This window comes from Thalassospiraceae bacterium LMO-JJ14, from assembly GCA_021555105.2.
Taxonomy (GTDB): Bacteria; Pseudomonadota; Alphaproteobacteria; order Rhodospirillales; family Casp-alpha2; genus UBA4479.
This window is the reverse complement of sequence record CP134604.1, coordinates 1,297,386-1,309,559: the sequence shown is the minus strand read 5'-3', so window position 1 is coordinate 1,309,559 and position 12,174 is coordinate 1,297,386. Positions and strand designations below refer to the sequence as shown.

Genomic DNA, 12,174 nt, shown 5'->3' with positions numbered 1-12,174 from the left:
CGGCTATTTATCGGCTACTGTCGTTCCCGGGACGCTGGGACGGAAGCAAAAAGTGGACACGGATCAGACAAAGGATATCTATTCCGAGCTTATCGGCATGGATTTTGTCCAACAGAGCCTTGATTCAATGAGCCAAGGCTTGAGTGTTACGAAGCTGGTTGATGGCCAGCTTTCCATCGTGCTGTGCAATAAGCAGTTTATAAAACTTCTCGATTTCCCGCCTGATTATGACGTTCTGCCGCGGCCGTTCGCCGATTTTATCCGCTACAACGCGGAACGCGGTGAATACGGGCCGGGGGACATAGATCAGCAGATACAGGAACGCGTCGATCTCGCCCAGTTGTTTCAGCCCCACTCGTTTCAACGCATTCGCCCAGACGGCACCGTCATTGCAATCGTCGGCAAGCCCTTGCCGAGCAATGATGGCTTTGTCACGACGTACACGGATATTACCGACTGGGACAGCGCGGAATCCTACAGCGATCTCTTGAGTCAGGCCCTTGACCGAAGTGCCGCCGGCATCGCGATATTCGATCCGGATGACAATCTGGTCCTGACCAACAGCACGATCCGCGTCGGCAATCCTTTCATTCGCGGGATCGCCATGCCCGGATTCGGCTATGAAGCCTGGGCGCGCGCTGCACTCGAATATAACATTATCGCCGGCGTGAAAGAGCGCGAGGACGCCTGGATCGAAAAATGGAATCAAAACAAACGCGATCCACACGGCAGCCTGGAAGTTGAGCGAACGGATGGTCACTGGCGCCTGGTCGAGGTCGTGACACTGAAAAGCGGCCATACCGTGATGGTCAGCAGTGACATTACGGAACTGAAGAAAGCGCAGCTGGCATTGATCAGCGCCAAGGAAGAAGCGGAGTTTGCAAACCGCGCCAAAACCGATTTTCTGGCAAACATGTCGCATGAGCTGCGAACCCCGCTGAATTCCATCATCGGGTTTTCCGAATTGCTGATTTCGACAGATTTCCAAACGCTCGGCGCGGGCAGCGTCAACGAATATTTATCGGACATCAACCGGTCGGGCAGGCACTTGCTCAGACTGATATCCGACATTCTCGACATCTCGAAGATCGAAGTGGGCGAGTTAAAGCTTGATGAAGAAGCGCTATGCCTGCGTGAATTGAGTGAAGAATGCCTGCGCATGATCAGCGAACGCGCCCGCCGGGCCGGCACAAAGATCACCAATCATGAAAGGCCGCCGAAAGTCCGGCTGTTTGCCGACGAAACCCGGATCAAACAGATCATCCTCAACCTGATGACGAATGCCATCAAATTCACCAGCACCAATGATGAGATTACATTCGGCTGGTACGCAAACGAAGACGGATCAATTTCGATGGAGGTCGCGGATACAGGCGCCGGCATGGATGAGGAAAACATCAGGGTCGCACTTGAGCCATTCGGCCAGGTCGCAAATTCAATGACACGCGAGCATGAAGGTGCCGGCCTCGGTCTTCCATTAAGCCGGAGACTGGCGGAGTTGCATCAGGCGAAGCTGTCGATCAAAAGCGATCTGGGTAAGGGGACAGCCGTCCGTGTAACGTTTCCGAAAGAGCGGGTCATTACCGACTTCGAGCCCTGATTTTTTGCCCCTGCGCGGTCATTTTATCAAGTTTCGGGTGGGCCTGTACAATCCAGTCATTATGTTGGGAAATCCCCTGAAGGCAGGGACGTGAATAAGGATCCCGACATGACGGCACACAGGACAACCGATCATATGTCCGATAACGGCACGCAATCAGTATCGAAAACCCAAGCCCGGCTTTATACGCAGATCGCCCGGGCGATTGCATATATTCATGAAAACAGGCTTGAGCAGCCGGAACTGGATGATGTCGCCACGCATATCGGCATGAGTCCGCATCACCTGCAACGCACATTCAGTGAATGGGCCGGCGTCAGCCCCAAAAAATTCCTCAAGGCGATCACCCTGGAAGACGCGAAATCGCGCCTCAGGCAGTCAACGAACGTTCTTGATACCGCCTTCGATGCGGGCCTTTCCGGACCCGGCCGTCTGCATGATCTTTTCGTCAGCATCGACGCCGTGACGCCGGGGGAATTCAAAAGCCGGGGCGAGGGCCTGACGTTCCGATACGGGTTCCACCCTTCACCTTTCGGAGAATGTCTGATTGTCGTAAACGCGCGGGGCCTGACCGGGATATCCTTCGTTGTCGATAACCGCGAATCGGTTTTGGCCGAACAGAAAGCCGGATGGGAATGCGCGGACTGGGTTCACGACGATGCCGCGACGGCACCTTATGCCGAGCGCGCCTTTGCCTATGACAGCCCGAAGCCCGAACTGAAGCTGTTATTGCGGGGCTCGCCTTTCCGGGTCAAAGTCTGGGAAGCCCTGTTACGTATCCCAGAAGGCGGTGTCATGTCTTACGGCGCACTGGCGGCGCACATCGGGCGCCCCGGTTCTGCGCGTGCCGTCGCCGGTGCCATTGCCAACAACCTGATCGGCTATGTGATTCCGTGTCACCGTGTCATCCGCGATAACGGCATGATTACCGGCTATCGGTGGGACCCGGTGCGCAAATCGGCAATCCTGGGACTGGAAGCCGTCCGTATGCAGGAAACGGGACTGGAAACCGCCGCACACACTCCCTAAGTTCCTAATAACTTAAATTTCGGGGAGGCCCTTCATGAGATATTTGCACACCATGGTCCGGATTTCGGACATCGATGCGTCGATTAAGTTCTATTGCGATCTGCTCGGCCTCAAGGAAGTCCGGCGCAGCGACCGCCCGGAACACGGTTACTGTCTGATTTTCCTCTCGGCCGATGAGACCCCGGATGCCGAAATCGAACTAACCTACAACTATGATCCGGAAGAATATGACGGCGGCCGCAATTTCGGCCATCTGGCGTTCCGCGTCGACAATATCTATGATCTCTGCCAGCACCTGCAGGACGGCGGCGTGACCATCAATCGCCCGCCGCGTGACGGCCGCATGGCGTTTGTCCGCTCACCGGACGGCATTTCCATTGAATTGCTGCAGAAAGGCGATCCGCTGGAACCCGCCGAACCCTGGTCATCCATGGAAAACACAGGAAGCTGGTAAGCGTTGCCCCCTGATTACCGGCGACGGCGGCGCGGGCGCTCGCCTGCACCGTCGGCGCGGGGCAAAGCCTGATCAACCGGTCCCAGAATATCCTCGATTCGGCTGCGGTCCGGTGCCGCTCCCGGGTCATAACCCTTGAGGGCATCATGCATGGCTTTGACGTGCATGTCCGTGGTGCCGCAACAACCACCGATGATCCTGGCCCCCGCATCGCGCGCCAGTCGGGCATAATCCGCCATGATTTTCGGCGGCCCGCTATAGGCAATGGCGCCATCGACATATTCGGGAATGCCGCAATTGCCCTTGGCCGTGATGACGTCGCCGGGCTTGGCGGTTTTTTTCAATCCCAGCACGGTATCGATCAGCGTTGCCGGACCAACACCGCAATTACATCCATAGGCCGCCAGCGCGGGTTCGAGCGACGATGCGAAAGTCGCCGCTTCTTCCGGCGTTACGCCCATCATGGTGCAGCCATTGGTATCGAAGCTCATTGTGGCGACCACCGGCAGGCCGCATTTTGCCGCACCGGCAACTGCGGCGGCATATTCTTCCTTCGATGACATGGTCTCGATCCAGATGACATCGACGCCGCCTTGTTTGAGCGCCGCTGCCTGTTCGGCAAAGACCTGCTCGGCAATTTCCGGGGTCAGCGCGCCCATCGGCTGCATCAATTCACCGGTCGGCCCGATGGAACCGGCGACGACGACCGGGCGTTCGGCGGCATCGGCAACGTTTCGTGCAATTCCGGCCGCGGCGATATTCAACTCCGCCACACGGTGTTCATCGCCATGAAGTTTAAGTCTCAACGCATTGGCGCCGAAGGAATTCGTCAGGATGATGTCCGAACCGGCATCGACAAAGCCCTGATGCACCTCGGCAACTTTATCCGGATGCGTGACATTCCATAGATCGGGGGCCTCGCCCGTTGCCAGGCCGCGCTGGAACAAGCTGGTCCCCATGGCCCCGTCGCATAACAGCCAATCCCGTTCGGCAAGCAGCCTGGACAGAATATCCGTCATTCTATTACTCCGTCAGCCGGTGGTATCGCGTCTGCGCGTTTTGCGGCGGGAAATACCGGTCATCTGTTCACGCCTGTCGTGAAGTTTCGCAAGGATTTCGAGCCGCTGCTCGTTAGTAGCCCTGCCCCACATAGCGATTTCATCGCGTGTCCGCCAGCATCCCTGACATAACCCGCTCTCGTCATCGAGCTGGCAAACACTGATGCATGGGCTTTCAATGTGCTGCGGCTGGTCCATTCGGCTTTTCCTCTCGAATGACCGGACTTAATCCGCATCTGTATGGATTGCAAGAGAAGGCTTTTCCGTATCGCTTAGCGGGAAAACGCACGCTATAATTTCTTCATGACAACTCTACCGAATGATGGGCCCGACCTGCTCGGCCCAGAAGATCCGCCCCCGTTCGAGGTCATCAATCGCGAGGGCGGTGCTCATATGCTGCTGGTCTGTGACCATGCCAGCAACACTGTCCCGGCACAGCTAGGCAATCTGGGCCTGCCCGATGAGGCCTTCGAAAAGCATATCACATATGACATTGGTGCCGCCGCCGTCACCCGCGGGCTGGCGTCCAGGCTTGATGCGCAGGCCGTTCTCGCCGGGTATTCAAGGCTGGTCATCGACGTCAATCGACCGCCCGGACACCCGGACAGCATCATGCCGGAGAATGATGGGTTCAGGATTGCCGCCAACCAGGATTTATCGTCAGAATCCCGCCGGCAGCGTGTGCGGCAGATATTCGAACCGTATCACGATGCCGTCAACCGGGCGCTGGCGAGATTATGGGACCGCGGCCCGGCCCCGGCGATCCTGTCGATCCATAGCTTCAGCCCGACTTTCGGCGGCAAGCCGAGGCCTTGGGATATCGGCGTGCTGTGGAACCGCGATCCGCGCATTGCGGTCCCGCTGATGGAACATCTCGACCGCTTCGAACTCGAAGTCGGTGATAACGAGCCTTATTCGGGTCATGATCTGGCTTATACCATCGATATGCACGGTGCCGCCGCCGGCATTGCCAACTGTGCCATAGAAATCAACCAGGACCAGATCAGGGATAAAAGCGGTGTTCTGAAATGGGTCGATATCCTGTCTGAATGCGTTTTGCCGATTTTCGATATTCCTGGGCTGCATAGGGTCGAGCGGTTCTGATGGTCGGCGGCGCACCATCGCTGACCATTGGAATTGAAGAAGAATACCTGCTTGTCGACGCCGAGACCCGGGCTCTGGCGGCGGACCCCCCTAAGGAAATGTACGAAAAGTGCGCGGCGAAACTGGGCCCCCAGGTCGCACACGAATTCCTCAAGTCGCAGATCGAGGTGAATACGAAGGTCGCCCGCTCTGTGCCTGAAGCGACACAGATGCTGGGCGAATTGCGCCAGACGATCGTCGATATCGCCGCGGAATTCGATCTGATGCCCATTGCCGCATCAACGCATCCGTTTTCGCATTGGTCCGAACAGGGTTTCACGGAGCAGGAACGCTACACCACCATCGCCAATGATCTGCAGGCTGTCGTCCGCCGGCTGGTGATCTGCGGCATGCATGTGCATGTCGGAGTCGACGACGATGAGCTGCGCATCGATCTGATGAACCAGGTCCGCTATTTCCTGCCGCACCTTCTGGCTTTGACCACCTCGTCACCGTTTTGGCAGGGCCAGAACACCGGACTGAAATCCTACCGGCTCAGCGTTTGGGACGAAATGCCCCGCACCGGCCTGCCGAACGACTTCGATAGCCATGCCGAGTATCAGCGGCACGTCGCCGCACTCGTCAACGCCGGCATCATCGAAGATGCAACCAAGCTTTGGTGGGACATCCGTCCGAGCGCCCGTTTTCCGACACTGGAAATGCGGATCTGCGATATCTGCACATATATTCATGATGCGGCAGCCGTCGCCGCCCTTTATTGCTGCATCCTCAGAATGCTGTGGCGGCTGAAGACGAGAAATCAACGCTGGCGGCAATACGCGATGATGCTGATATCCGAAAACCGCTGGCGCGCACAACGGTATGGCCTTGACGGAGGGCTTGTCGACTTCGGCCGTGGCGAGATTGTTCCCTGTGCGGACCTGATCGACGAACTGATCGATTTGGTTAACGAAGACGCCGAAGCCCTGGGCTGCATGGACGAGATCATGAACCTCAAAAAGATCGCCAAAAGAGGGACAAGCGCGCACAGACAGGTGAAGTGTTATGAAGATTCACTTCAAAACGGCAATAATAATGAGACCGCGCTGATCGACGTTGTCGATCATTTAGCCGCAGAAACCCGGGATTTTTCGGAAATTTAAATAAAATTGAGTACAGTGGTGATCCCGATCATTCTCTCAATTCAGTTCGGCATATATATACTGTAGCAATCGTTTGATACGTTCCACGGCGTTCCAGAAAGGGAGACATAACGTGGTTAAAATCGTTTGGAACGGTTACGTGCGCGAACAGTTACATTGGGCCGAACGGCTTTTTGCCCTCGCCACGGATACCGACAACACCTTGGATTACCGGATGCTTAAGTACGCAGAACGCGCTTATGCCAATGCCCTGACGGCAGAAAAGGCACACGGTTGATCGTCTGAGTCCTTCACATTTCTTCCTGGCGGCACGCCGGCACGGCGTGTCGTTCCATGTGTCCGTTTAGCGATATTTATTGTCCTGCCATCGTGATACAGCCGCCACATGTTTTGCTAGGTTGATGTCATGACAACCGCAAAACGGAATTTCCTGTTTCTCAATCTCGGGCATCTGCTCGATCATTTTTTCATGCTGATCTTTACCACTGCGGTACTGACCATGGAGAGCGAGTTTGCCGATTCCTATGGTCGGCTGTTGTTGCTGACGACGTGGAGCTTCTTTTTCTTCGGCGGGGCATCCCTGCCCGCAGGCTGGCTCGGCGATAAATGGTCCAGAACCGGCATGATGTTCGTGTTCTTCATCGGCATCGGCGCCGCCTCGATCCTGACGGGCTTTGCCGCCGATCCGCTGCAGATCGAAATCGGTCTGGCGATGGTCGGCATTTTCGGTGCCATCTATCACCCGATCGGTCTGGCCCTGGTGGTCGAGGATGCCGAGCGCGTCGGTCGCGCGCTGGCTGTAAACGGCGTATGGGGCAACATGGGCGTGGCGTTGGCGGCCCTGACCACCGGCGCCATTGCCGATATATATGGCTGGCGCATGGCATTCATCATCCCCGGTATCGTGTCCATCGGCATCGGTGTGTTGTACGGATTGCATTTGCTGAAAGGTGTCGATGCGGATCACGTCGCCAAACAAAAGAAAGCCCCGCCGCAGGTCCCGCTTTCCATACAGAAACGCGTCTTTCTGTTTCTCATCATCGCCCCCATGGTCGGCGGCCTGATATTTCAGGCAACCACGATCTCCCTGCCGAAAATCATGGATGAACGGCTGTCGTCCATTCTCCCTGAAACGTCCGAGATCGGCCTGGTCACCGCACTGGTCTTTGCCTGCGCTGCGTTCGCGCAACTGGCGGTCGGTGAAATGCTGGACCGTTATCAGACCAAGCGCATCTATATCGGCCTGGTTCTGGCGCAACTGGTGATGTGCACACTGGCGATAACCGCGGCCGGCTGGCTGTCGCTTGCCGTGACCTTGCCGTTGATGCTGGCGACGTTCGGCATCATTCCGGTCAACGACTGGATCGTTGCGCACTACATCAGCACCGAGTACCGCTCACGCGTCTATGCGGTCAAATCCGTTCTGGTCCTGGGTATCGGCGCCGTCGCCGTACAGATGACCGGTCGCCTGCACGAAGCCAGCGGCAGCTTCGATTCCCTTTTCATGGTGATGAGCACCGCTGCGGTTATCGTTCTCATCGCGACGGCAATCCTGATACCCGCCCAGCGACCGGAAGCCGCTCCCGCCGAGTAATCCCCGATATCCCCAGATTTTTTACGCCAAGCGGGCTTGCCCGCTCACCCATGCAAGGCTAACGTGCCGCGCTGAAAGTCAACTAATGCAGTGGAGAGCAAGATCATGGCCGATGTCGGTGGCGTCGCGAGCGAGCGCTTGAAGTCCTTTGTTGATCGTATCGAGCGCCTTGAGGAAGAGAAGGCCGCATTGGCCGGCGACATTCGTGAAATCTATTCCGAAGCCAAAGGCACGGGCTTCGACATCAAGGTGCTGCGCCAAATTATCAGGCTCCGCAAAATGGATTCATCCGACCGCACCGAGATGGAAGAATTGATCGACGTCTATAAACGCGCGCTTGAGATGAACTGAGGCTCAGCCGCCTGACGATTCCGGGTCCGGGTCGGACAACCGGAAGCGGGTTCCTTCGAACGCATCCTCAAGCATTTCATCCCCATCTCCCGTCATGACAGGGCCGTCAATCGGAAAGACCGTGCGGGTCATGAACTGGCGCTCCAGAAACCTGTCGTGCAACGCGCGAAACGGCTGAAATTCCTCTGACAGGTCCTCGTCCTTATCCGGCTGTCCCGCTGGAAACAGGTCATCCGAAACACCAGGGCCGGCATAAGTCTCACGGATGACACCCGAAGGCAGTGTCAACGGCGCCGGAATGTCCGCCTCGCCGCTACCAAGCCGCAATGTCTGACACACTCTGTTCAGCATCTGCACGCCGATTTTGTTATGCACCAGCACTTCGCCCAGTGGGCCGTGCAGTGCCGGCAGCAATGTCACCATGTCGTATCCCAAAGGATCGACCCGGGCGGCAATCCGCGCACATCTCAACCCGCATGTGCTGTCGCCCAACGAGACGGTGAAATTATCGGCCTGAATGGCCAGATCGCCGGTTTCTATGACGAAGGTACCCATCACTGCCGTCAGCAGCGCCGCGTCCTCTTCGGTGTCGCTTTCATAGGCAAAGGCATCGATGACGAGCACACTGTCGGGGCCGAGCGTGATCATCGTGCCGTCCGTGAATTTGAGAGCCGCCGATGCGTTTTCACCGGCCAGCACCTTGTCCCCGGTTCTGAAAGAGGCATCGCATAGAAGGGGTTTTTCCACCCCGCCCGGGGCACAGATCAACACCTCCCCCTGGGCCTGTGTGCAGCGGCCAGCCTTCGGCACTTCTTCGACGCTGGATTCTCTTCTCATAGGAAAAGGCTATCACTCATCGGCATCAATCGGAAGCGGCGCCGCTCAGCCCGCCCGGCGCAGCACGCAGACCGCCTCGACATGATAGCTCATCGGGAACTGGTCAACGGGTGTCAGGCTTTCGATCCGGTAGCCCCCATCGACGAGGATGCGAAGATCACGCGCCAGCGTCGCCGGATTGCACGACACCGCGACAATCGTCCCTGCATCGCTATCGGCAAGGCATTCAGCCTGAGACTTTGCGCCGGCACGCGGCGGGTCGAATACCACGGCATCCATTTCCGCAAACGCACCTGCTTCCAACGGTGACGATTTCAAATCGCGGACCTCGGTTTGGATGTGTCCGCCGAGCCCGGCCCGGCCCGCTGCCTGATCCAGCGCCGCGATCTGGCCGGCGTTATCGTCGATGGCCAGCACATGCTTGCCGGCACTTGCCAGCACGAACGAGAAAGTCCCGATGCCGCAATACAGATCGGCAACTTTCCTGGCCTCCGCCACACCCGCCATCACCAGTTCCTGAAGGGTTGCTTCACCCTCAGCCGAAGGCTGCAGAAATCCTCCGACCGGGAGTTCAATCTCCGCCTTGGCAATGGACAGAAGCACGGGGCGGCGCTGCACAACGGGTTCCGGCGCAGCGCCTGCATTTTTCCAGCAGAACCGCGCGATATCATGAGCTTCGGAGAATTCGGCAATGGCTTCACGTTTCGCCAGGTCCAGTTCCTGATCCGCAGCAACGACGATTTCAATCGAACCGGGTGCTGCGGCGGTAATGCGGATATCGGCCCGCATCGGCGCCTTGAACACCTGCACGCAGAAATCCCTGACCGGCCCCCATAAGCGCGAAAGGGTCGGGTCCAGCAACGGGCAGCCGTCCATGCCGACCACCCGGTCGGAATACGCCCCGTTAAAGCCGAGCACCGGGCCGTCGGCGGTCATCACCAGAGAAAGCGTTGCCCGCCTTCGGGCATCCAGCGGAACCTGGCGTAACGGCTCTATGTCGAATGAAAAACCATGCCGTGCCAGTGCCGTGCGCACGGCATCCGACTTCCAGTTTCGATAATCCGCTTCCGGAACATGTTGCAGCTGACATCCGCCGCATGTGCCGAAGACGTCGCAGATCGGCTCTTTTCGGGGTTGCCGTTCGATCCATTCCAGCACGGACCCGGCAAGGCCATCGCCACGCTTGGCCCCCGGCTGCACAAGGATTTTATCCCCCGGCAAGGTCAGCGGCACGAACACGCGTGTTGCGTCGGCCAGTTGTCCCTCACCATCGCCCTGCTGGGCGATTTTTGAAATGACAACGGTTTCGGCCGGACGCTTAGGGGCAGGCTTGCCGCGCCGGGCAGACCGGCGCCGTTTGTTTTGACTCATAGGGACCGAAGGTCGGCCAGAAGATCGGAATAGATAATATTCAAGGCCTCGTTCAGCGCATCGACAGCGGAAGAAACACCGGGCGACGTCTGGTTGCTTTCATGTAAATAGGACTTCAGGAACATCAGCTTGTTGTTGTCGGTTTGACGCAACGCTATTTCCAGTTCCAGACGCGTGCGGTTCGGCGAGCCGAGCACCTGTTCCAGTTTGCGAATACGCCCCGTCATTACATACTGCGGATCCAGGCGCATATCCGGCGTCACAACACTCTCGGCAATCTTCGATGCGCGCAGATACGTCACCAGCTCATCACGCAACATGACCGTCGGCGGCTGTGTCCAGAAGTGATAGTGATATTCAAGAAGCTGGTTCCCGTCATTGGATTCGACATAGACGATCGGCCGCCCCGCCGTCAGGCCATCGGCGGTGAATCGTTCAACCTGGAAATTACCCTGGAACCTGGGGGTGGAAGCCGGCGCTGCGGCCAGGACCGCCTGCAGACGGTAATACTTGTCGGTCGGCACCGGCGGCTGCGAAGCGCAGCCGGCAACCAGCAGGACAGCGGCGAAAATCAGCGACGCCATCGGCATGATTTTTCGGACCGGTTTCACGTTTGCTTGCATCATTGTACCGTTCCTTTGTCTTCAGGGGACGATCCGCCCAGCAACAATCCCGGGTTCTGCCTGATTTGCCGGCTGAACTCATACAGGTTTCTGGCCGCACCATCCATGTTCTGATTGATGGCATCGATATTGCGCGCAATCGACTCGGCGATGTAGCGGCTTTCCTTCATGGTTTTGGCCAGATCACCCTCATCATCGAGCACCAGATCGTCGATATCCTTGAGGATGGAATTCATGGTGATCAGCACGGTATCGAATTTCTGCGTCGCCGCATTTAGATTGTCGATCATGCCGAGAATTTTCTGCTGATTCTGCGGCGTCAGAATGTCATTCAGGCGTTTGCTGGTGACACTGACGTCGGTCAGGATCGTTTCAAGCTTTTCGGCGATCGATGGTATGCGGTCCTTGAGGTCCGACATGATGTTGCGCGCCATGCCCATGGTATCGCGGGCATCGGCGGCAATCATGCGGCCTTCGCCCCCGACCTGCAGAAACTCGCCGATCTGCGTCACCGTGTTGTCGACGTTCCTGAGCAACGGCTTCAGATAGTTGTTCGACAAATCGCCGAAGTCCCCTGCGACATTGGCGACGGCGGCAAACATGTCAGCTCGCTCAACGGCACTCACCTCGGCGCCCGGTTCAAGCGCGGTCGTGCTTTTACCCGCTTCTACGGCAAGGGTAACGGCGGCCAGCAGACCGGGCGCTGCTATTTCGACAATACTGTCGTTCGGAATCCGCCATCCTTCGACAACATCAAAATCGACCCGGAAACGCATGCGGCCGTCTTTTTCTTCCGGCGTCACCTCGGTGACCTGACCTATGGGATAGCCTTCGTAAACCACCTGGGTGCCGAATTTAACCCCGGTCACATTCGAATAATAAGCATGATAGCTGTCCGTTGCACCGGTTCGCCCCGTCAGCAAAGCGACCGCCGCGACCAGCGCTATGATCATGGTGATCACAAACAGCCCGACGATGAAGTAGTTGATCTTGCTTGTTCTCACGTGTCCG

14 protein-coding genes are annotated in these 12,174 nt (G+C 57.5%); 8 read left to right on the top strand and 6 right to left on the bottom strand.

The features are described 5' to 3' along the window. Positions 1 to 97: 97 nt before the first annotated feature. The 3 genes from L2D14_06410 (at position 98) to L2D14_06400 (ending at position 3,083) form a co-directional block, all read left to right on the top strand. Complete coding sequence (locus tag L2D14_06410) at positions 98 to 1,600, top strand: PAS-domain containing protein (protein WNK01656.1); 1,503 nt, start codon at positions 98 to 100, stop codon at positions 1,598 to 1,600. A gap of 108 nt (positions 1,601 to 1,708) precedes the next feature. Further along, on the top strand, positions 1,709 to 2,629 hold the full coding sequence (locus tag L2D14_06405; GenBank protein WNK01054.1) for a bifunctional helix-turn-helix domain-containing protein/methylated-DNA--[protein]-cysteine S-methyltransferase: 921 nt from the start codon (positions 1,709 to 1,711) through the stop codon (positions 2,627 to 2,629). A 34-nt stretch (positions 2,630 to 2,663) separates the two neighbouring features. Further along, the gene (locus L2D14_06400) at positions 2,664 to 3,083 is read left to right on the top strand and encodes a VOC family protein (GenBank protein WNK01053.1); all 420 of its coding nucleotides are present in this window, start codon (positions 2,664 to 2,666) and stop codon (positions 3,081 to 3,083) included. Positions 3,084 to 3,097: 14 nt separating this feature from the next. Here the strand turns inward: L2D14_06400 and bmt are convergent, their stop codons facing one another. Beyond that, a complete protein-coding gene (gene bmt, locus L2D14_06395; GenBank protein WNK01052.1) occupies positions 3,098 to 4,102 on the bottom strand; it encodes a betaine--homocysteine S-methyltransferase in 1,005 nt (334 codons plus the stop codon). Positions 4,103 to 4,114: 12 nt separating this feature from the next. Continuing rightward, on the bottom strand, positions 4,115 to 4,339 hold the full coding sequence (locus L2D14_06390) for a DUF1289 domain-containing protein (protein ID WNK01051.1): 225 nt from the start codon (positions 4,337 to 4,339) through the stop codon (positions 4,115 to 4,117). 105 nt (positions 4,340 to 4,444) lie between these two features. Between L2D14_06390 and L2D14_06385 the strand changes: the two genes are divergently transcribed. From L2D14_06385 to L2D14_06365, 5 genes are all read left to right on the top strand, one after another. Further along, positions 4,445 to 5,245: an N-formylglutamate amidohydrolase gene (locus L2D14_06385; protein WNK01050.1), complete on the top strand. Its 801-nt coding sequence runs from the start codon at positions 4,445 to 4,447 to the stop codon at positions 5,243 to 5,245. Then, the gene (locus tag L2D14_06380) at positions 5,245 to 6,387 is read left to right on the top strand and encodes a carboxylate-amine ligase (GenBank protein WNK01049.1); all 1,143 of its coding nucleotides are present in this window, start codon (positions 5,245 to 5,247) and stop codon (positions 6,385 to 6,387) included. Before L2D14_06385 ends, L2D14_06380 begins: the two co-directional genes overlap by 1 nt. Before the next feature lie 112 nt (positions 6,388 to 6,499). Further along, positions 6,500 to 6,664, top strand: coding sequence for a hypothetical protein (locus L2D14_06375; GenBank protein WNK01048.1), 165 nt, complete (start codon positions 6,500 to 6,502; stop codon positions 6,662 to 6,664). A 129-nt stretch (positions 6,665 to 6,793) separates the two neighbouring features. Next, the gene (locus L2D14_06370; protein ID WNK01047.1) at positions 6,794 to 7,981 is read left to right on the top strand and encodes an MFS transporter; all 1,188 of its coding nucleotides are present in this window, start codon (positions 6,794 to 6,796) and stop codon (positions 7,979 to 7,981) included. Between the two features lie 105 nt (positions 7,982 to 8,086). Then, positions 8,087 to 8,332: a DUF2312 domain-containing protein gene (locus tag L2D14_06365; GenBank protein ID WNK01046.1), complete on the top strand. Its 246-nt coding sequence runs from the start codon at positions 8,087 to 8,089 to the stop codon at positions 8,330 to 8,332. 3 nt (positions 8,333 to 8,335) lie between these two features. Here the strand turns inward: L2D14_06365 and L2D14_06360 are convergent, their stop codons facing one another. The 4 genes from L2D14_06360 to L2D14_06345 are packed head-to-tail and all read right to left on the bottom strand — an operon-like array spanning position 8,336 to position 12,167. Continuing rightward, positions 8,336 to 9,169 carry a hypothetical protein gene (locus L2D14_06360; protein ID WNK01045.1) on the bottom strand — a complete coding sequence of 278 codons (834 nt, stop codon included), beginning with the start codon at positions 9,167 to 9,169 and terminating at the stop codon, positions 8,336 to 8,338. 45 nt (positions 9,170 to 9,214) lie between these two features. Beyond that, positions 9,215 to 10,540 (bottom strand): class I SAM-dependent RNA methyltransferase, encoded by a 1,326-nt coding sequence (locus L2D14_06355; GenBank protein ID WNK01044.1) that lies wholly within the window; start codon positions 10,538 to 10,540, stop codon positions 9,215 to 9,217. Then, positions 10,537 to 11,166 (bottom strand): ABC-type transport auxiliary lipoprotein family protein, encoded by a 630-nt coding sequence (locus tag L2D14_06350; GenBank protein ID WNK01043.1) that lies wholly within the window; start codon positions 11,164 to 11,166, stop codon positions 10,537 to 10,539. The genes L2D14_06355 and L2D14_06350 overlap by 4 nt, the downstream gene beginning before the upstream one ends. After that, positions 11,163 to 12,167 carry an MlaD family protein gene (locus L2D14_06345; GenBank protein ID WNK01042.1) on the bottom strand — a complete coding sequence of 335 codons (1,005 nt, stop codon included), beginning with the start codon at positions 12,165 to 12,167 and terminating at the stop codon, positions 11,163 to 11,165. The genes L2D14_06350 and L2D14_06345 overlap by 4 nt, the downstream gene beginning before the upstream one ends. Positions 12,168 to 12,174 lie beyond the last annotated feature (7 nt).